Here is a 20,296-nt window from a genome sequence, read left to right on the forward strand (position 1 = left end):
TGGGGAGGATCAAGGGTGGGGGTCCTTCGGCTTCGTCGCCAAGAACACCCCCACCCCGGCCCTCCCCACAAGGGGGAGGGAGAAGGAAGAGTAATGACAACCCCACCGCGACCTCATCCGTTCTGGACCATCGAACGCCGCGATGCCGTGGCGGGCTACACGTTCATCGCCCCGCAGCTCATCGGCACCATCGTCTTCGTCCTCATCCCGCTTGGCCTCGTGTTCTGGTATTCGCTCCACGAGTGGAACGTCCTCGCCAATACCTTCACCTTCAAGGGCGCCGCCAACTACCAGCACCTGCTGAACGATCCTGCCCTGCCCCAGGTCCTCGTCGCTTCAGCCATTTTCTCGGCCTGCCTCGTCGTGCTCAACATGACGCTGGCGATCCTACTCGCCGTGCTGCTGGATCAAAAACTGCGCGGCATCACCGTGTTCCGCACGCTGTTCTTCTCGCCTGTCGTGGTTTCGCTGGTCGCCTGGACCATCGTCTGGGGCTTCCTGTTGCAGAACAATGGCGGCATCAACGGCTTCCTCCAGATGTTCGGCATTACCGGCCCCAACTGGCTGCGCAACTCGACCACCGCGATGATTTCCGTGGTCGTCGTCCAGGTGTTCAAGAATGTCGGGCTCAACATGATCCTGTTCCTCGCCGCGCTGCAGGGCGTGCCCAAGGAGCTCTATGAGGCCGCCCGCGTCGACGGCGCCTCGCCGTTCAAGCAGTTCCGCCGCATCACGCTGCCGATGATTTCGCCGACGATCCTGCTCACCTCGATCATCACCATTGTCGGCTCGCTGCAGGTCTTCGCGCAGATCGCCGTGCTGACCCAGGGCGGCCCCGGCTTCTCTACGACCGTGCTGGTCTACTACCTCTACCAGCAGGCCTTCCAGTTCCACTTCTTCGGGTATGGCTCGACCCTGTCGATCCTGCTGTTCGTCATTGTGGCCATTCTCACCTTTGCCCAGTGGCAGTTGCGCAAGCGGATCGTGTTCTATGAAAACTGATCTCTCGCCCACCATCAAAACCGCGCTCTATGGGCTGATGTGCGTGCTGCTCATCCCGTTCGTGTTCCCGACATGGTGGATGATCACCTCGTCGGTGAAGCCTATCAGCGACATCTTCGCCTTCCCGCCGGACCTGTGGCCGCGCCGCTTCGATTTCACCACCTATGGCAAGGTGTTCGAGCTGCAGCCCTTCGCGCAGCAATACTGGAACTCGGCCTATATCGCCGCCATCGTCACCGTGGGCACCATGGCGTTCTCGTCGATGGCCGGCTATGCCTTCGCCCGCATCAAGTTCCCCGGCGCCGATTTCCTCTTCACCATCGTGCTGCTGGGGCTGCTGATCCCGTCCGAAGTCACCATCGTGCCCCTGTTCCAGATCTTCCTCAAATGGGGGATGATCAACACGCATTGGCCGCTGATCCTGGTGCCCATCTTTGGCGCGCCCTCGGTGTTCGCCACCTTCGTCATGCGCCAGTTCTTCATCGCCCTGCCTGGCGAATTGGAGGAAGCCGCCCGCGTCGATGGCCTTGGTCGTTTCAAGATCTTCTGGATCATCGCGCTGCCGCTGGCCAAGCCCGCACTCGGCGCCGTGGCGATCTTCACGTTCCTGCATAGCTGGAACCTCTATCTCGAACCCATCGTCTTCATCTCGGCGAAAAACATGTTCACCCTGCCCCAGGCGCTGACCCAGTTCACCGACGCGTACGGCGGCGCCATGTGGAACATCCAGATGGCCGCCGCAACCATGACCGCGCTGCCGGTGCTGCTGGTCTTCATAGTCGCCCAGAAGCAGTTCGTCGAAGGCCTCGCCCATACCGGCCTCAAAGGCTAAGGACTAAAAAATGGCTCCCGTTACCCTCCGCGCCGTCAAGAAAAGCTATGGCGATGCCCCCGTCATCCACGGCGTCGATATCGACATTGCCGATGGCGAATTCGTCGTTCTGGTCGGCCCATCCGGCTGCGGCAAGTCCACTTTGCTCCGCATGGTCGCTGGCCTCGAAACCATCACCGATGGTGAGGTCTCCATCGGGCCTCGCGTGGTCAACGACCTCGATCCCAAGGACCGGGACATCGCCATGGTGTTCCAGAATTATGCGCTCTACCCGCATATGACTGTCGAAACCAATATGGGCTTTTCGCTCGAACACCGCGGCGCCAGCAAAGCCGAAATCGCCGAGCGCGTGAACTGGGCAGCCGATATCCTCGGCCTCGTGCCCCTGCTCAAGCGCTACCCGCGCCAGCTCTCCGGCGGCCAGCGCCAGCGCGTCGCCATGGGCCGTGCCATCGTGCGCAATCCACAGGTCTTCCTGTTCGACGAGCCGCTCAGCAACCTCGATGCTAAGTTGCGCGTCGTCATGCGGGGCGAGATCAAGAGCTTGCACCAGCGGCTGGGCGTTACCACTATCTACGTCACGCATGATCAGGTCGAAGCTATGACGATGGCCGACAAGATCGTGGTGCTCAATGCCGGCAAGGTCGAGCAGATCGGCGCGCCGCTCGATCTCTACGACCGCCCAGTCAACCAGTTCGTCGCCGGCTTCATCGGCTCCCCCTCGATGAATTTCATCGGTGGCAAGATCACCGCGGATGGCTTCGCTGCCGCCGGCATTGTTTTGCCCCTGCCGCCTGGCCTCGCAATCGGCGACGCCGTCTACGGCATCCGCCCCGAACATTTCGAACTCTCGCCCGCCGGGGTCGCCGCCACGGTCCTGCTGGTCGAGCCGATGGGCTCGGAAACCCAGGTCACCATGACGTTGGGCGAACACCAAGTCATCGGCGTGTTCCGCGAGCGCGTCAAAGCCAAGCCCGGAGAAACCATCATGGTCCGTCCCGATCCGGCCAGTGTCCACCTGTTCGACGCCACCACCGGCGCGCGGATCAACTGATGCCCACCTATCTCGAAACCCCGCTCTACCGCGCCATTACAACGGGCCAGTTTCCGGTGATCGTATCGCTACCGCGCCACGACCTCGCTTTGGCGCAGGCCGCACTCGACGGCGGCGCTACCGCCATAAAGGTCCACCTCAACGCCTATCATCGCGCCTCCGGAACTACCTTCGGCAGCTTCACGGAGGAACGGCCGTTCCTCGAATCCCTCGCCAAGCTCGGCGCGCCGATGCTGGTGATGGCAGGCCAGGAAACGGTGCCGACCCTTGCCGAAATGGACGCCCTTGCCGATCTCGGCTTCGAAGGGTTCAACGTCTACATCGATCACTTGAAACCGCACCTGCTGCAGTCGCGGTTACGCCCAATGCCGGCCCTTTCCGCCACCAGCACCGATGCTGACATCGCCCGCCTTGCCGCCATTCCCGGTGCGATGATCGAAGCCTCCATCATGGACTTCGCCGGCTACGGCACGCCGCTGACCGCGGCCGATCTGGCTCGCTATGCCCACATCACGGCGCTTGCCGGCGTGCCGGTCATCGCCCCAAGCCAGAAGAAATTCACCCCCACCGACATGCCCGCCCTCCGCGCCGCCGGGATCGCCGCGCCGCTGCTTGGCGTCATCGTCACCGGGGCGACGCCTGCGAGTATGCGAGCATCCGTCGCCGCCATAACAGCCGCTCGGTAGCAACGGCAGTCATCCCTCACAACGCGATCGACTTCGGGAGAGCGTCGGCGACCGGCCCGGCCGAGGCACGGATAACCAGGTGCCCCGAGAACAGCAGGCGCAGGGGGATTTCGGGGGACATGCGTTCATTGATGCGGTCATCCAGAACACGCACCAGGCCGGCGCCGATCTCGCGCCCCTGCACTTTAACCGTGGTCAGCTGGGGCGATATCTGGGTTGCGGCAGAGTAATCGCCAAATCCGATGACCGACGCATCCTCGGGGATTTTATACCCCAGCCGGAGCAGTTCGGAAACGACGGTCAGCGCCATGCCGTCGTGGGCGCAAAAGAAGGCCGTCGGGAAAAACCCGTCGGCATGGGCCGCTTGCAGATGCTCGGTGAAGCGCATCTCGGCCTGGAACTTCATCTCGCGAAAGCTGACATCATCGTATCGTTCGAACACCTCGCGCACACCGTAAAAGCGCTCGACACGACCGCGATAGCCGGGCGTGCCGTGGACGTAGGCGATGGTGCGGTGCCCCAGTTCGAGCAGGTAATTGGCGACGGCCGAGCCGCCCTCATGGTCAGTGCCGGAGACAATATCGAACGGATCGAAGGGATCCATCCAACCATTGCGCACGACGTGCACACCCAAATCGCGAATGCGCTGCATGGTCGACATAGGGTGCGGGCCAACCAGAGCGACGCCGGAGCAGCCGCGCGCGAATGCCTCGATTTCCTGCGGCAGATGCGTCCAGCACATGCGCACCTGATAGCCACAGCGCTGCGCTTGCGCCTGAAAGCCGCTCTGGATCAGCAGATGAAGTTCGGAATTGATGAGGTCGGTATCGTGGAACACCACGCCAAGCACCGTCTCCTCAACCTCGACGACCGCGCGGGTGTATCCCAGCTCAGCGGCGACCTGTTGCACGCGAAGACGCGTCTCGTCGCTGACGCCATCCTTGCCGGACAGGGATCTGGACACGGCGAACTTCGATAGGCCGGTCATTTCGGCGATTGTCGACAACGTGACGCGTGCCATTGGAGCTCCCCACCGATACCCACCATTTCGGGCGACGTCCGGCAATAGCTCACTCTATCCCCAGAATGACATCAATTTCAACATAACGCTTTACCTAACAAAATTACGGCCGCAGGCTCACCATCGCTAACAACGTCCATAGGCGGTTAGCCAGGAGGAGATCAAATGGTAAGCATCAGCCGTCGGGCTTTTATCGTCGCGAGTTCCGCTTTTGCCGGAGCATTGGCCGTACCAAGCTGGGTTCGGGCTCAGGAATCAGCTTTTCTAAAGGCCCAGGTCGATGCCGGCACATTGCCAGCGGTCGCCGAGCGCCTGCCCGCCAATCCACTGGTCATCACGCCGTTCGAACGGACCGGCCAGCAGGGTGGTGACTGGAACCATGCCCTGGTCGGTGGCGGTTCGCTGTCGATGCTGGTGCGCTACCAGGGCTATGAGCCTCTGGTCCGTTTCAACCCGGATTGGTCGGGCCTCGTCGAAAACACGGCCGAGTCATGGTTGGTCAATCCCGAGGCGACCGAATACACCTTTACCCTGCGCAAGGGCCACAAATGGTCGGACGGCGTGCCCTTCACCACCGCCGATATCCAGTTCTGGTACGAGGCCTATTTCACTGACGCGGAAGCCAGCCTCGGTGGCAATTCCTGGTGGTCTGTCGATGGCGAGGTGGCCAAGCTCGAAGTGGTGGACGAGCAGACCTTCAAGGTCATCTTCCCCGGCCCCAACGGCCTTTTCGTGCAGCAGCTCGCCTGGGCCCAGCAGGACCAGATGACGCGCACGCCCAAGCATTACCTCGAACAATTCCACATCAAGTACAATCCGGACGCAGATACGCTGGCCAAAGCGCAGGGGCTGGAGAGCTGGATCGCCCTGTTCCAGCGCGAGATCGGCATGCTGGACGACAATACGTTCTATCAGAACGGCAAGCGGCCGACGCTAAACGCCTGGGTGTTCACCGATGGCGCTCCCGGCGAAAATACCGAACGTGCTGTCGCCACCCGCAATCCGTATTATTTCAAGGTCGACGACAAGGGCACGCAACTGCCCTACTTCGACCGCGTCGTCTATCAGATGGTCGCCGATCCCGAAGTGCTGCTGCTCAAGACGCTGCAGGGCGAAATCGACATCATGGACCAGTACATCTGCACCCCGGCCAACAAGCCGGTGCTGTTCGATGGGCAGGAAAGCGGCGGCTACGGTTTCTATACGCTCAAGGAAACCGCGGCCAATGTCATGGCCTTCCAGCTCAATCTCAACCATCTCGACCCGGTCAAGAACAAGCTGTTCAACACCATCGAATTCCGCCAGGCACTGTCCCATGCGATCGACCGGCAGGCGCTGATCGACGCCGTGTTCGTCGGCCAGGGTGCCCCTGCCCAGCCTTCGATGCGCGAAGGCGATCCGCTCTACAACGAGCAGTTGGCTAAGCAGTTCATCGAGTTCGATGTGGCCAAGGCCAACGCACTTCTCGATGCGCTCATCCCCACCAAGGATGGCGAGGGCTATCGCCAGGATGAACAAGGCCGGCGCGTCTCGATCATTTTCGAGATCGACCAGACCCGCACGACCTTCCTCGACATGTTCGAGCTGGCTATTCCGATGTTCCAGGCGGTCGGCATTGATGCGCAGATGCGCACCATGGACCGCTCGCTCTGGGAAGAACGGGTGCGCCGTGGCCGCGAATACGATGCCACCGCACACCAGTTCGGCGCCAATTCGGGCATTGCCGCAATGCTCGACGCCCGCTTTTACGTCCCGATCAACAATAACTGCTTCTACGCTCCAGGCTGGTCGCTCTACTTCACCCAGCCCGACAATGAAGCGGCCGTTGAGCCACCCGCTGCGGTCAAGGCCCAGCAGGACCTGTATCGCACGCTGGTTGGCACAGCTGATCCGGTCAAGCAGACCGAATTGATGGCCCAGGTGCTGCAGGGCGCAGCCGATTTGTTCCTCACCTTTGGCGTCAGCCTGCCGGCCGATGGCTATGGGGTCGTCAAGAACGACGTCGTCAACCTGCTCGACAGCATGCCCAACTCGTTCGGCTGGCCCACGCCCGGGCCGGCGCGTCCGGAGCAGTTCTTCAAGGCCTAAGGCCCACACCGCAACAACTGACCTGCGCCGGTCCCTCGTGGACCGGCGACGGCACAATCATACCCAATGGAACCCGTGATGCTCGACACCCAGGCAAAGACCACTGATCATCTGCGCAAGCCCGACTGGTATCGGTCGGCGACGCGCTGGACCCAGCTCACCCTGGCCGAGGATGACCCGATCAAATACGATCCGGCCTTCTGGGTCGACGTGTTCAAGCGCACGCGCTCCAACGCCACCTGCCTTAGCGCCGGCGGCTATGTGGCCTACTACCCTTCCAAGGTGCCGCTGCATTACGTCTCCAAATTCCTGGGCGACAGCGATCCGTTTGGCGACCTCGTCGCCGGTGCCCGCAAGCTGGGCATGCACGTCATGGCGCGCGTCGATCCGCATGCCATCCACCAGGACGCGGCGGACGCCCATCCCGAATGGATCGCGGTGGACAAGGAAGGCAACAAGCGCCGCCACTGGGCTTTTCAGGAAGTATGGGTGACCTGCGCCTATTCGGACTACAACTTCAAGTTCATGCCCGAGGTGCTCAAGGAGATCACCACCAATTACGATATCGACGCCATCTTCGCCAACCGCTGGCAGGGTCATGGCGTGTGCTATTGCGACAGTTGCAAGACCAATTTCCGCGCCGCATCCGGCCACGAACTGCCGATGGACTCGAGCCTGGAAAACCCCGCATGGCTGGCCTGGACCGCCTGGCGCCGCAATGTGTTGAGCCGCCTCGTGGTCGAATGGGACGAGGTGATGAAGGCCATCAAGCCGCATACGAGCTTCATTCCCAATATGGGCTCCGTCTCGCTGACCGAGTTCGACCTCGACATCATCGAGAAATACTGCCCGTTCCTCTGCGTCGACGATCAGGGCCGCCGTGGCACCGAGCCGGTGTGGATGAGCGGCCGCAACGGCAAGCGCATGCGCGCCACGTTCCGGGATCGCCCGGCCATCCTCATCACCTCGATTGGGCCGGAAGAAGAATACCGCTGGAAAGACTCGGTCACCACCGGACCCGAAATTCAGGCCTGGATCGACGACGGCACCACCCAGGGGCTGTTGCCCTGGTTCACCAAGTTCAACGGCGTCGTGCCGGACACGCGCTGGGTCGAGCCGGTCGCCGACAGTTTTGGCCTGCACGCTGACCTCGAGCCAGTGGTCAGCACCATGACGCCGATTGCCGAGATCGCCATTCTCGATCCCGCGACGACATTGCGTCACCATGGCCAGGATACGCGCCGCGCGGCGGAGGCGGACGATCTGGGCTTCTACATGGCTCTGATCGAAGCCAAGCTGCCGTTCGAGATGGTGTCGGACCAGGCGATGACGCCCGAGACGCTCGACAAGTTCAAGGTCATCATCCTCGCCAACTCCACCTGCCTGTCCGACGCGCAGGTCAAGACGCTCGAAGACTACGTGGCGCGTGGCGGCTCGGTGGTCGCGGCCCATGAAAGCTCGACCCGGACCGAGAGCAACAAGCCGCGCAACGCCATCGCGCTGGGGCCTCTGCTGGGTGTCAGCCTGACCAAGGCCGCACGCGGTCCCGTCAAGAACACCTACGTCGCCATCAACGGCGACCATCCGATTTCCAAAGGCTTCGAGGGCGCCAATCGTATCATGGGCGGCACGAAGCTTCTGGCGGTCGACGCAGTCGCCGATGCCGAACGGCCCTTCCTCTACGTGCCCGACTTCCCCGATTTGCCGATGGAAGAGGTCTATCCGCGCGAAGACCCCAAGGGCGCCGCGGTCGTCACCCGCGAACACGCCTCGGGCGGCCGCACGGTTTACATCCCCTGGAATATCGGCGGCATCCTCTGGGAAGTTATGGCGGGCGATCATTCGCGGCTGATCGGCAATGCCGTGCACTGGGCGCTCAACAAGCGGCCCGACGTGGAAATCAGCGGTCGCGCCGTGCTCGACCTATCGGTGCGCGAGGACCGCTCCGGCCTGGCGATCGTGCTCAACAACCTGTCCAACCCCATGATGATGAAGGGGCCGATCCGCGAGGTCTATCCGGCCGGCCGCATCGAAGTTTCCATCGCCATTCCATCCGGCAAGACGTTTGGCCGGGCCAAACTGCTGGTCGCGGGTGGTGATGTGGAGGCCACGCTCGCCGATGGCCGGGTCACCATCGCTGTGCCGTCCATCGACACCATCGAAGTCGTCCACGTGACCTGGGCCTGAGCGGAACCGCCATGCTGAACTATGTGATTAAGCGACTGGTCTACATGATCCCGACCCTCATCGGGATGTCGATCATCGCCTTCACGATCATCCAACTGCCGCCGGGCGACTACCTGACCTCGATGCTCGCCTCAATGGCGGACAGCGGCGCCAATGTGGACCCCGGCCAGATCGAGCGCTATCGCCAGATCTATGGCCTTGATGCGCCAATGTGGGAGCAATACTGGAAGTGGATCAGCGGCATCCTGTTTCGGGGCGACTTCGGCTATTCGTTCGAATGGAACCGGCCGGTGGCGGACCTGATCTGGGAGCGTATGGGCTCGACCCTGGGCATCTCCCTGGCCTCGCTGCTCTTCGTCTGGGCGGTATCGCTGCCGATCGGCATTTACTCGGCGATGCGCCGCCATTCGGTCGGCGATTATGCCTTCACCTTGCTCGGCTTCATCGGCCTCGCCGTGCCCAATTTCATCATGGCGCTGGTGCTGATGTACTTCAGCTACAAATATTTCGGTCAGAGCGTGGGCGGCCTGTTCTCGCCCGAATATGCAGAGGCCTCGTGGAGCTGGGGCAAGTTCGTCGATCTGCTGGCGCATCTGTGGATTCCGATCATCGTCATCGGCACCAATGGGACGGCGGCCTTGATCCGCATCCTGCGCGCCAACCTCACCGATGAGCTCAACAAGCCCTATGTGGTGACGGCCAAGGCCAAGGGCCTGCCCGAATACAAGGCCGTGCTGAAATATCCGGTGCGCATCGCGCTCAACCCGTTCGTCTCAGCCATTGGCTGGGTGCTGCCGGAATTGATCTCGGGCGTCACCATCACCGCCATCGTGCTCAATCTGCCCACCGCCGGCCCGCTGCTGCTGCGGGCGCTGATCAGCCAGGACATGTATCTGGCAGGCAGCTTCATCCTCCTGATGGGGGTGCTGACCCTTGTTGGCATGCTGATCTCGGACATCCTTCTTGCCCTTCTAGACCCACGGATCAGGTTCAACTGATGATCGCTCATAGTTTCATCGACGAGGCGCCTGAAACCGGCCCGGCCGTTTCTGCGCTCAAAGCCGGCAAGCCGGTGGAGACCGCCGCAGCCGGTCCATGGCGGCTGATGTGGGCCAAAATCGTGCGCAACAAGGTCGCGGTCGTGGCCGGCATCATTATCCTGATGCTGTACCTGATCGGCCTGTTCGCCGAGTTCCTGGCCCCTGCCCTGCCGGACACTTCGCGCCCGCAATTCACCAATGCACCGCCGCAGGAACTGCGCCTGTTCGCCACCCAGCCAGATGGCAGCCAGCAGTTCCTGCTGCACGTTACCGGCTATACGATGAGCGTAGACCAGGCATCGCTGCGCCGCTCCTATGTCATCGACGAGAGCCAGGTCGTCCCGATTGGCCTGTTCGTCAAAGGCGCGCCCTACAAGATGTGGGGCCTGTTTCCCGCCGATGTCCACCTGATTGGACCGCTCAAGACCAGCGACACCATGTATCTGCTGGGCACCGACAAGCTGGGGCGCGACCTGCTCAGCCGGCTGATCCACGGCACCCGCATTTCCATGTCCATCGGCCTGATCGGTGTTAGCATCAGTCTACTGCTCGGCGTCGTTCTGGGCTCCATCTCGGGCTTTTACGGCGGGTGGGTGGATATGATCATCCAGCGCGTTATCGAGGTGATTTCCTCGATGCCCACCATCCCGCTCTGGCTGGGCCTCGCGGCGGCGATCCCGCTGACCTGGTCGCCGCTCACCGTCTATTTCGTCATTACCCTCATCGTCTCGCTGTTCGGCTGGACGGGATTGGCGCGCGAAGTGCGCGGCCGGTTCTTTGCCCTGCGCAGCGAAGACTTCGTTACCGCCGCGAGGCTGGACGGGTCGAGCGAGCGCCGGCTGATTTTCCGGCATATCCTCCCTTCGCTCACCAGTCACATCCTCGCGGTGGTCACCCTGGCCCTGCCCACCATGATCGTCGCCGAAACCGCGCTAAGTTTTCTCGGCATCGGCCTCAAGGCGCCCGTCGTCAGTTGGGGCGTGCTGCTGCAGGACGCGCAGAACGTGCGCACCATCGCCAATGCCTCATGGCTGTTGATCTGGCCGGCCGGCGCCGTGGTGCTGACCGTGCTGGCCTATAATTTCCTTGGCGATGGCATGCGCGACGCTGCCGATCCGTACGAAAGCTGACGCCATGCAAACGCAAGACGTCATCACCGAACGACAGTCCGATGCCGCCGCCGGCGACGTCGTGCTCAAGGTTCAAAACCTCAGTCTCGACTTCCGCTTGCGCACCCAGGTGCTGCATGCCGTGCGCGATGTCAGCTTCGAGCTGCGCCGTGGCGAGACGCTCTGCCTTGTCGGCGAAAGTGGCTCGGGCAAGTCGGTTACCGCCCGCGCCCTGCTGCGCATCCTCGACAAGAACGGCGCGATTGCGTCCGGCCGCGTGCTCTTGAGCGGCAAGCATGGCGATATCGACATTGCCACCCTCAACGAGCGAAGCCCTGAACTGCTCAAGATCCGTGGCGGCCGGATTGGGCTGATCTTTCAGGAGCCGATGAGTTCGCTCTCCCCGGTCCACACCATCGGCAGCCAGATCGTCGAGGCGCTGCGCCTCCACCGCCGCATGGACAAGAAGCAAGCGCGCGCCGAAACCATCGAGCTGCTGCGGCAGGTGGAAATCCCCAATCCCGACAAGATGATCGACCGCTATACGTTCGAGTTTTCCGGCGGCATGCGCCAGCGCGCCATGATCGCGATGGCCCTCGCAGCGGACCCGGAAATCCTCATTGCCGACGAGCCGACCACCGCCCTCGACGTGACGACGCAGGCCGAAATCCTCGACCTGATCAAGCGCCTGCAAGTCAGCCGCGGCATGGCCATGCTGCTGATCACCCACGACATGGGCGTGGTGGCCGAAGTCGCCGATGCCGTCGCAGTAATGCACTTTGGCCGTATCGTGGAGGCCGGCAGCGCCGACGCCATTTTCCACGATGCCAAGCACGACTATACCCGGCGCCTGCTCGGTTCGACCGTCAAGCTTGAGCAGAACCAGCGCGCCACGACCCATGCCGAGCCCGCCGCCACCACGCGCGAGCCGGTGCTGAGCGTGCGCAACCTCTCCAAGCTTTACGGCGCATCGGCCGGATGGTTCGGCGGCGGCAGTCACGCGATCAAGGCCGTGGACGATGTCAGCTTCGATCTCTATCCGGGCGAGAATCTCGGCATTGTGGGCGAGAGCGGCTCCGGCAAGACGACGCTTGGCCGGCTGATCCTGCGCACGGTCGAGCCGACTTCCGGCACCGTCACCTATTTCGGCCAGGGGGAGCCGGTGGACGTGACGGCGCTGAACAAGCGCCAGCTCAAGACCTTCCATCGGGATGTCCGCCTGGTGTTCCAGGACCCCTTCGCCTCGCTCAACCCGCGCATGACGGTCAAGGAAGTGATCGGCGATCCGCTGGTCGTGTCCGGCAAGGCCAAGGGTGCGGCACTGGAAAAGCGCGTCGGCGAACTGCTCGAACTGGTCGGGCTCGACCCCATGGCCATGGAGCGCTATCCGCATGCGTTTTCCGGCGGCCAGCGCCAGCGCATCGGCATTGCCCGTGCCCTAGCGCTCGATCCCAAGATCATCATCGCCGATGAGGCGACGGCGGCGCTCGACGTGTCGATCCGCGCCCAGATCCTCGATCTGCTGCTCGACCTGCAAAAGCGGCTCGATCTCAGCTTCGTTTTCATCTCGCACGACATTTCGGTGGTTCGCTACTTCTGCGATCGGGTCGCCGTAATGCATCGCGGCAAGCTGGTGGAAATGGGCACCGCCGAGCAAATCTGCACCGATCCGCAGGAACCCTACACCAAGAGCCTGATCTCCGCCGTTCCCAACCCCGACCCGCGCCACAAGCGGATGATGCACCGCACCCGCTTTACCGCTTGAAGGATCGTTCCGTGCCCAAATTCTCCGCGAATCTCTCGTTCCTCTACGCCGACCTGCCCTTTCTCGACCGCTTCGCGGCGGCGGCCAAAGATGGCTTCAAGGCCGTCGAATATGTCGGCCCCTACGCGTTCCCCGTCGAGGATGTCACCGCAGCACTCAAGGCTAACGGCCTGACGCAGGCGCTGTTCAATCTGCCGGCGGGCGACTGGGACGGCGGCGAACGCGGCATTGGTTGCCATGCCGATCGCGTGGTGGAATTTCAGGCCGGGGTGATGACGGCCATTCGCTATGCCCAGGCGCTGGGTTGCGACAAGGTCAACTGCCTCGCGGGTATCGCCCCGGCCGGCGCCAGTGCCGAACAGCGCGACGCCGTGCTGATTGCCAACCTCAAATACGCCGCCCCGCGCCTCGCCGACGCCGGGATCAAGCTGCTGCTCGAGCCGATCAACCTGCGCGACATTCCCGGGTTTCACGTCTCGACCACGCACCATGCCGAGCGCCTGCTCGACGCTGTGGGGTCCGACAATCTTTTCATCCAGTACGACGTCTACCATACCCAGGTCATGCAGGGCGATCTGGTCCCCACCTATGCGCGCCTCAAGGACCGCATCGGCCACATCCAGATCGCCGACAATCCCGGCCGCAACGAGCCCAGCACCGGCGAAATCAATTACGGTTTCGTGCTCTCCGAGATCGACCGGCTTGGCTACGACGGCTGGGTCGGCTGCGAATACAAGCCAAAGGCCGGCACGAGTGCTGGCCTGGGCTGGATGAAACCCTATCTTTGAGGAGCGTCCATGAATATCGGTTTTATCGGCCTCGGCGTCATGGGGCGCCCGATGGCGGAACATCTGATCGCCGCCGGTCACAGCGTTGCCCTGCATCGCGTCAAGGATGCGTCGCAGCGTCTCGTCGACAACGGTGGCAAGGCGCTGGAGTCCGCCAAGGCCGTCGCCCAAGCCAGCGACATCATCATCCTGATGCTGCCTGACACCCCCGATGTCGAGGCGGTGCTGTTCGGTGCCGACGGTGTCGCGGCAGGACTGTCAGCCGGCAAGCTCGTCATCGATATGAGCTCGATTTCCCCGGTCGCCACCAAGGACTTTGCCAAACGCATCGAGGCATTAGGGTGTGACTACCTCGACGCCCCCGTTTCGGGTGGCGAGGTCGGCGCCAAGAACGCCGCGCTCACCATCATGGTCGGTGGACCGCAGGCGGTATTCAACAAGGCGCTGCCGCTGTTCCAGACCATGGGCAAGAACATCACCCTCGTCGGCGGCAATGGCGATGGCCAGACCGCCAAGGTCGCCAACCAGATCATCGTCGGCCTCAATATCGCGGCCGTTGCCGAGGCCCTGCTGTTCGCCAAGCGTGCCGGCGCCGACCCCGCCAAAGTGCGCGAAGCGCTGATGGGCGGGTTTGCCGCCTCCCGCGTGCTCGAAGTGCATGGCGACCGCATGGTCAAGCGCACGTTCGACCCCGGCTTCCGCATCCGGCTGCACCGCAAGGATCTCTCGCTGGCCGTCGACGCCGCCAAAGCGCTGGACATTGCGTTACCCAACGCCGCGGCGACGCAGCAATTGATGAACGCAGCCATCGCCCGCGGCGATGGCGACAAAGACCATTCCGCGCTGATCCTGACCCTGGAGGCGCTGGCCGGCATCGACCGCTAAACCAGCCCCTCTCTCATCCCATTTTTGCAACGGCGCCTTGGCGCCGCGCGCTATCCCATTGCTTAAGGAACGCAAAATGCCAATCGACAAGCTCCCCCAAGTGCCGTTCGGCGCGGTCTATTTCCGCAAGTCCAATCCCCCCCGCGAGGATTGGGACCGCGACTACGGCGTCGCCGCCGAAGATGGGCTCAACGTCTTCCGCCACTGGTTCATGTGGGCCTCGATCGAGCGCAAGCCGGGCCTCTATGACTGGGAGGACTACGACCGCCAGATGGACCTTGCCGCCAAGAACGGCATGAAGACCATCATCGCCGAATTGACCCATACCGTCCCCGACTGGGCCTATCGCCAGTTCGGCCATGCCCGCCAGATCCGTGCCGACGGGCGGCCGATGACCTCAAACATGGGCGTCAGCTCCTCGACCGGCGGCTTTTCCAACAATGGTGGCGGCGCTGGCGCCCTCACCATGAATGCACCCGAGGTGAAGGAGGCGGTCGCCGCATTCCTCAAGGCCATGGCAACCCGCTATAAAGGCCATCCGGGTCTACTGGGCTATGACGTCTGGAACGAGGTCAACTACGCCGCCGACGTCGACTATTCCTCGTATATGAAGGCCGACTTCCGGGTTTGGCTGAAGGCGAAATATGGCGATCTCGAAACCCTCGCCAACGCCTGGTATCGCTATTCCTACGCTGAATGGGAGGATATCGAGCCCCCCGCCGAAGTTGCCGCCTACCCCGAAAACCTCGACTGGCTCGAGTTTAAGCGGCAGAATTACTACGGCCAGATGCAGTTCAAGATCGATACCATCCGGGCCGTGGATCAGGACTGCCTGATCGCCGCGCACGGTGTCGGTGGCGCCATTCCCAACATGGCCGCCAATGGCTCGGACGACTGGCTGGCCGCCTCCAAGGTCGAGCTTTATGGCCTCACCTGGGTGCCCAGCCGGCGCGGTTTCAAGCCGTGGCAGAACTTCTTCGGCCCCGACCTGACCCGCGCCGCTGCGCGCGGCAAGCCATGGTGGCATGCCGAACGTCCGGGCGGTCCGCTCTGGCTGCAGCCGCAGGTGCTCGGCCGCGACAAGGATGACGGTCGCGTCATGGACCCAGAGGACATTCGCACCCTGACCATGACCTCGTTCGCCGCCGGCGCCACCGGCGTGCTGAACCTGCGCTATCGTCCTCTGCTCGATGGCCCGCTGTTCGGTGCCTTTGGGTCATACGGCATGGATGGCTCGCGCACCCCGCGCTCGGACATGGCCAGCGACATTGGCAAATGGGCCAATGCCCCCGAGCAGAAGCCGCTGTTCGCAGCCAAGCCCGTTAAGGGCGACATTGCCATCCTGGTCATTCCCGAGGCGCAGGCCTGGGACTACCTGCTCAACCATAACCACAAGCCCGAGACCTATCGCGAGGCGATGTGGGGCGCTTATCGCGGCTTCTTCGACAATGGTATCCAGGCCGATTGGGTCCACATCGACCACATTGCCGACTATGACACCATCTACGCGCCCTACCCCATCATGCTGACCGCCGAGCACGCCAAGGCACTGGCGAGCTGGGTCGAGAACGGCGGCACCCTGATTTCGGAGGCCACGCCCGGCTATTTCGGCGATCGCGGCAAGGTCGGCACGGTCCAACCCAATAACGGCCTCGACGCGGTGTTCGGCGCCCGCGAAGACGAGGTCGAGTTCATGCCCGATATCGGCGACCGCATTGCCTTCGATTTCGACGGCAAGCCGGTCAAAGGCGGTGGTTTCCTGCAATCGTACACGCCAACGACCGGAACGGTGCGCGGCAGCTTTGTTGATGGCAGGAAAGCGGTGGTCGAGAACACCTTCGGTGAAGGCCGCACCCTGCTGGTCGGCACCAATCCCGGCATCGCCTATTTCAAGCAGAGCAACGCCGAAAACCTGGCCTTCTTCGCCGACGCACTCGCCTGGACCGGCAGGACCCAACAGTTGAAACTGTCCAACTCGACATTGCAGGGACGCCTGCACGATGGCCCTGACGGTCGCGTGCTGTGGCTGCTCAACCCGACCCGGGAAGCCCAGCAGACCACCATCGTGCTGGATAGCGGCCAAGCGACATTCGGCAAAACCTACTGGGGCAATCCCGACGCGTCGACTGCCGATGGCGTCACCATTCCCCCGCGTGACGCCATTGTGGTTCAACTCACCTAACAAACGCATCGCGCTGGCCACCCGAAGGGTGCGCCAGCGCGACAGGTTCATATCAGCACTGGCCGAGGCCTTATTGTGCCTGCGCCATCGCCGCGTCGTGGTCCCAACCGAGCAGGCGTTCCGCCTTGGCCGAGCTGAAGAAGCTGCGCAGGCCGGAGAGGTCCCCGGTGACGGGGATGTCGGGGAAGTAGCGCGCCGCGAGTTCCAGGCTCGGCACTTCCACGGTCGTCGTGGGAGAGACGATGTAGAACACTTCGTGGCCGGTAAACGTGCCATTCAGGCTGCGGAGGCACGCGTCGGCGGCAGCGTTGAGGTTGGTCCAGGCCCACAGGTGCTTGTCGACGTTCGGGCCATCGGCGGGATAGACCCGTGCGGCCATGGCACGCTCCGGCACCACGTAGTGGAACCGCATGCTGGCAATGGTCATGCCCTCATGGCGACGCGCGAAGCTGTCGGCCTGCTGCTCGCAGATCCATTTCGACAGGCTATAGGGGTCTTCGCTGTAGTTGGCGTGGGTCTCGTCAAGCGGGAAGAAGTCATAGCGCGGGTGGCGGCTATAGGCATGACCGATGGCATTGACGCTGGAGGCCTGGCAAATCCGCATGATGCCGTTTTCGGCGGCGGCGCGCAGGGCGTTATAGCTGCCGACGACATTGTTGTTGTGCACGACATGGTCGGGATGCCGGCCGGGCGAGGGAATAGCCGCCATGTGGATCAGCGCGTCGCAGCCGTCGAAGGCCGCAACCAGGGCGTCATAATCATCCATTTCGCCCTGGATAAAGCTGACGGAATCCGCCAATTCCTCGTGCTTGGGGACGCGATCGATACCGACAATGCTGTGGCCCTGCGCCACGGCAAGCGCGGCGATGCCGCGGCCGACCCGGCCGCTGGCTCCGGTCAACGCAATCTTCATTGCGCACTCCCGCTGTAAACCGCTTCCTGCAGGCCGCGGATGTAGCCGATGGCATAGAGCCGGCCGAATGCCGAATAACCGGCATTGGCATTGCTGTCGCCCTCGACGGTCGGCACGTGATCGGGGCGCAAAACGCCGTCGAATTCGATGTCCCTATAGGCCTTCATGCAGGCCAGCATGTCGGTCTTGCCGGCGTCGTGCCAGGTTTCCTCGAATTTGGTCGGCACGCCGCGCACGTCGCGGAAGTGGATGAACGAAATCTTCTTGCCGAACTTGCGAATTTCGCGCGGCAGATCGTCGGTCATCAGGGTGAAATTGCCCTGGCACAGCGTGATGGTGTTCATCGGGCTGGGGACCAGTTCAATCAGTCGCTGGTAGTTTTCGATCGAGCGCATAATGCGCCCCACCCCGCGGATCGGCGACAACGGGGGATCGTCCGGATGCATGGACAGTTTGACCCCTGCCCGCTCGGCGACTGGCAGCACCTTGCGCAGGAAATAGTCCAGATTGGTCCACAGCGCCTCCTCGTCGATCGGCGGCTCCTTGGTCAGATCGGCGGGCACGTCGTTGATGTCGAAGCTGGTGACGACGGAGCCCCCGCGCGATGGTGTCGCCATATTGGTGCGGACCCAGTTGAAGTCGGTCATCCACTCGTAGCACCACACCGGAACGCCGAGCTTGCCCATGCTTTCGAGCAGGTTGCAGACCACCGCGATCTCTTCGTCCCGTCCTGGCAGGCCGCGCTTGGCCTTGTTGAGCGGCGGGCGGGATTCGATGACACGCAACTCAAAACCGGCGTCCTCATAGACCTGCTTCATGCGCTGCAGCGGAGCCAGATCGCCAACTGTCTCGCCCGGCCGCAGCGTATCGAAGGGTAGGCCGCCGACCGCCAGATTAACGCCCGCCTGCTGGGCAAGTTTCCACACCGGGGACGGTGCCGGTGAAATGAATTCGGCAATTTCGAGCATAAAACCTCACTCAGTAAAGACTCGCGCATGGCCGCAGACGGCCATGCATAAGTTAGGATGACCAGATCAGGCCGGCAGCAGTTCGGAAAGCCGCTCGGCCACGATCTGCGGCTGCTTATCGTGCAGATAGCACGCAGCGGCCTGGCTGGGATTGATTTGAAACAGCGGCGGACGCGTCTTGCAGATTTCCATCGCCTTGGGGCAACGGGCACGGAACGGGCATCCGGTGCTGACGCTATCGGCCTCGCGCGCCATGATCGGGTGTTCGCCCCACCGCTGGTTCAGATTGGGCCACGGGATCGAGTCCACGAGCAGTTGCGTATAGGGATGCTGCGGCGACTTGATGACCGCATCGACGTCACCCGCCTCCATCACCCCGCCGCGATAGAGCACGATGATCGACTTGGCGATGTGATAGGCCGTGGTCAGGTCATGGGTGATGTAGATGATCGAGACGCCATGGTCGCGCTGCAAATTGCGCAGGGTTTCCAGAATGTTGGCGCGCAGCGACGCATCCACCATGGAGACCGGTTCATCGGCGATCAAGAGGCGCGGCTTGAGCAGCAGCGCCCGCGCGACATTGATACGCTGACGCTGGCCGCCCGAAAGCTGGTGCGGGAAGCGGCCCAGAATGTCCTCGGGGCGCAGGCCGACAGCGGTCAGCGCCTCCTCCATGCGATTGCGCGCATCGGTCTTGTTGCGGGCCAGTTTGAACCGCTTGATCGGCACGGTCAGCAGATGATCGACGGTATAAAAGGGATTGAAGACGGCAAAGGGGTCCTGAAACACCGCCTGCACTTCGCGGCGATAGGCCATGCGGTCCTTGCCGGTGAGGCCGGCAATGTTCTTGCCGCGGTAGAGGATTTCCCCGGTCGTAGAGGTGATGAAACCCAGCAGCAGCATGGCGAGCGTGGTCTTGCCGCTGCCGCTCTCGCCGGCCACCGTCATGATGGTCGGCTCGTCTTCCTTGAGGGTCAACGAGATGTCGCGCAGAGCGATATTGGCGTGGGGGCTGATGATGCCGCGCTGATAGACTTTCGAAACGTTCTTGAGTTCGAGCAGGTTAGCCATGGCGCTGGCCCTCCTCCGCATAGAGGTGGCAGGTGACGGTTCGCCCGCCAGCCAGGGTCACGGATTCTGGACGCACCGTGCGCTGCAATTCTTCAGCATAGGGACAGCGCGGATGGAAAGCGCAGCCGCTCGGCAAGCGCAGCAGCGAGGGCGCGAGGCCGGGAATGCCTTGGAACACGCCCTTATTGTCGAGGTTCGGCAGGCTCGAAATCAGCGCCTGCGAATAGGGATGCTTAGGGTCGGTGAACATCTCGCGCACGCTGGCGACCTCGACGAGGCGGCCCGCATACATCACCGCCACTTTATCGACGAACTGGGCCATCAGCCCCATATCGTGGCCGATCAGGATGACGGCGGCGTTGATCTGGTCCTGCACACGGTCGATGGTTTCCATCACTTGCCGCTGGGTCACCACGTCGAGCGCGCTGGTCGGCTCGTCGGCGATAATGACCTTGGGCTCGAGCAAAATACCGATGGCGATGCAGACGCGCTGCTTCATGCCGCCGGAGAGTTCATGAGCGTACATACGGAACACGCCAGAATCCAGATCGACGGAGCGCAGCGCGTGCATGCAGCGATCCAGAATCGCCGAGCGCCCCTCGCGCGGCATATGGGATTTGATCGCATCAATCATTTGCGCGCCGATGCGCATCACGGGATTGAGCGAGTTCATCGCGCCTTGGGGAATATAGGCGATCTTATCGA

17 protein-coding genes are annotated in these 20,296 nt (G+C 62.6%); 12 read left to right on the forward strand and 5 right to left on the reverse strand.

Annotated elements, in window-relative coordinates; all coding sequences use genetic code 11:
* Positions 1-93 precede the first annotated feature (93 nt).
* From JWP26_RS03225 to JWP26_RS03240, 4 genes are read left to right on the forward strand one after another with little or no spacing between them, the layout of a single operon-like run.
* Positions 94-1,002, forward strand: coding sequence for a carbohydrate ABC transporter permease (locus JWP26_RS03225; RefSeq protein WP_299723375.1), 909 nt, complete (start codon positions 94-96; stop codon positions 1,000-1,002).
* Positions 992-1,834: a carbohydrate ABC transporter permease gene (locus JWP26_RS03230; RefSeq protein WP_299723378.1), complete on the forward strand. Its 843-nt coding sequence runs from the start codon at positions 992-994 to the stop codon at positions 1,832-1,834. Before JWP26_RS03225 ends, JWP26_RS03230 begins: the two co-directional genes overlap by 11 nt.
* 10 nt (positions 1,835-1,844) lie before the next feature.
* Positions 1,845-2,888, forward strand: a complete 1,044-nt coding sequence (locus tag JWP26_RS03235; RefSeq protein WP_299723381.1) for an ABC transporter ATP-binding protein — start codon at positions 1,845-1,847, stop codon at positions 2,886-2,888.
* Complete coding sequence (locus JWP26_RS03240; protein ID WP_299723384.1) at positions 2,888-3,574, forward strand: hypothetical protein; 687 nt, start codon at positions 2,888-2,890, stop codon at positions 3,572-3,574. The genes JWP26_RS03235 and JWP26_RS03240 overlap by 1 nt, the downstream gene beginning before the upstream one ends.
* A gap of 16 nt (positions 3,575-3,590) precedes the next feature.
* Here JWP26_RS03240 and JWP26_RS03245 read toward each other — a convergent pair whose 3' ends face one another.
* The gene (locus tag JWP26_RS03245; RefSeq protein ID WP_299723387.1) at positions 3,591-4,595 is read right to left on the reverse strand and encodes a LacI family DNA-binding transcriptional regulator; all 1,005 of its coding nucleotides are present in this window, start codon (positions 4,593-4,595) and stop codon (positions 3,591-3,593) included.
* 165 nt (positions 4,596-4,760) lie between these two features.
* Here JWP26_RS03245 and JWP26_RS03250 point away from each other — a divergent pair, with 165 nt between their 5' ends.
* The 8 genes from JWP26_RS03250 (at position 4,761) to JWP26_RS03285 (ending at position 16,639) form a co-directional block, all read left to right on the forward strand.
* Complete coding sequence (locus JWP26_RS03250) at positions 4,761-6,683, forward strand: ABC transporter substrate-binding protein (protein ID WP_299723390.1); 1,923 nt, start codon at positions 4,761-4,763, stop codon at positions 6,681-6,683.
* Between the two features lie 78 nt (positions 6,684-6,761).
* Positions 6,762-8,870 carry a family 10 glycosylhydrolase gene (locus tag JWP26_RS03255; RefSeq protein ID WP_299723393.1) on the forward strand — a complete coding sequence of 703 codons (2,109 nt, stop codon included), beginning with the start codon at positions 6,762-6,764 and terminating at the stop codon, positions 8,868-8,870.
* 11 nt (positions 8,871-8,881) lie between these two features.
* A complete protein-coding gene (locus tag JWP26_RS03260; protein WP_299723396.1) occupies positions 8,882-9,868 on the forward strand; it encodes an ABC transporter permease in 987 nt (328 codons plus the stop codon).
* Complete coding sequence (locus JWP26_RS03265) at positions 9,868-11,040, forward strand: ABC transporter permease (protein ID WP_299723399.1); 1,173 nt, start codon at positions 9,868-9,870, stop codon at positions 11,038-11,040. The genes JWP26_RS03260 and JWP26_RS03265 overlap by 1 nt, the downstream gene beginning before the upstream one ends.
* Before the next feature lie 4 nt (positions 11,041-11,044).
* Positions 11,045-12,784 carry an ABC transporter ATP-binding protein gene (locus JWP26_RS03270; protein ID WP_299723402.1) on the forward strand — a complete coding sequence of 580 codons (1,740 nt, stop codon included), beginning with the start codon at positions 11,045-11,047 and terminating at the stop codon, positions 12,782-12,784.
* Positions 12,785-12,795: 11 nt separating this feature from the next.
* Positions 12,796-13,572: a hydroxypyruvate isomerase gene (hyi, locus tag JWP26_RS03275; RefSeq protein ID WP_299723405.1), complete on the forward strand. Its 777-nt coding sequence runs from the start codon at positions 12,796-12,798 to the stop codon at positions 13,570-13,572.
* A 9-nt stretch (positions 13,573-13,581) separates the two neighbouring features.
* A complete protein-coding gene (locus tag JWP26_RS03280; RefSeq protein WP_299723408.1) occupies positions 13,582-14,457 on the forward strand; it encodes a 2-hydroxy-3-oxopropionate reductase in 876 nt (291 codons plus the stop codon).
* A 76-nt stretch (positions 14,458-14,533) separates the two neighbouring features.
* Positions 14,534-16,639, forward strand: a complete 2,106-nt coding sequence (locus JWP26_RS03285; RefSeq protein ID WP_299723411.1) for a beta-galactosidase — start codon at positions 14,534-14,536, stop codon at positions 16,637-16,639.
* Positions 16,640-16,709: 70 nt separating this feature from the next.
* Here JWP26_RS03285 and JWP26_RS03290 read toward each other — a convergent pair whose 3' ends face one another.
* From JWP26_RS03290 to JWP26_RS03305, 4 genes are all read right to left on the reverse strand, one after another.
* Entirely contained in the window at positions 16,710-17,552 is an 843-nt protein-coding gene (locus tag JWP26_RS03290; protein WP_299723414.1) for an NAD(P)-dependent oxidoreductase, read from the reverse strand.
* On the reverse strand, positions 17,549-18,520 hold the full coding sequence (locus JWP26_RS03295; RefSeq protein ID WP_299723417.1) for a mannonate dehydratase: 972 nt from the start codon (positions 18,518-18,520) through the stop codon (positions 17,549-17,551). Before JWP26_RS03295 ends, JWP26_RS03290 begins: the two co-directional genes overlap by 4 nt.
* A gap of 66 nt (positions 18,521-18,586) precedes the next feature.
* Entirely contained in the window at positions 18,587-19,591 is a 1,005-nt protein-coding gene (locus tag JWP26_RS03300) for an ABC transporter ATP-binding protein (protein ID WP_299723420.1), read from the reverse strand.
* A partial coding sequence (locus JWP26_RS03305) for an ABC transporter ATP-binding protein (protein WP_299723423.1) occupies positions 19,584-20,296 on the reverse strand: 713 nt, incomplete at its 5' end. The genes JWP26_RS03300 and JWP26_RS03305, both read right to left, overlap by 8 nt.

Source organism: Devosia sp. (assembly GCF_028290435.1).
In the GTDB taxonomy this organism is placed as follows: domain Bacteria; phylum Pseudomonadota; class Alphaproteobacteria; order Rhizobiales; family Devosiaceae; genus Devosia.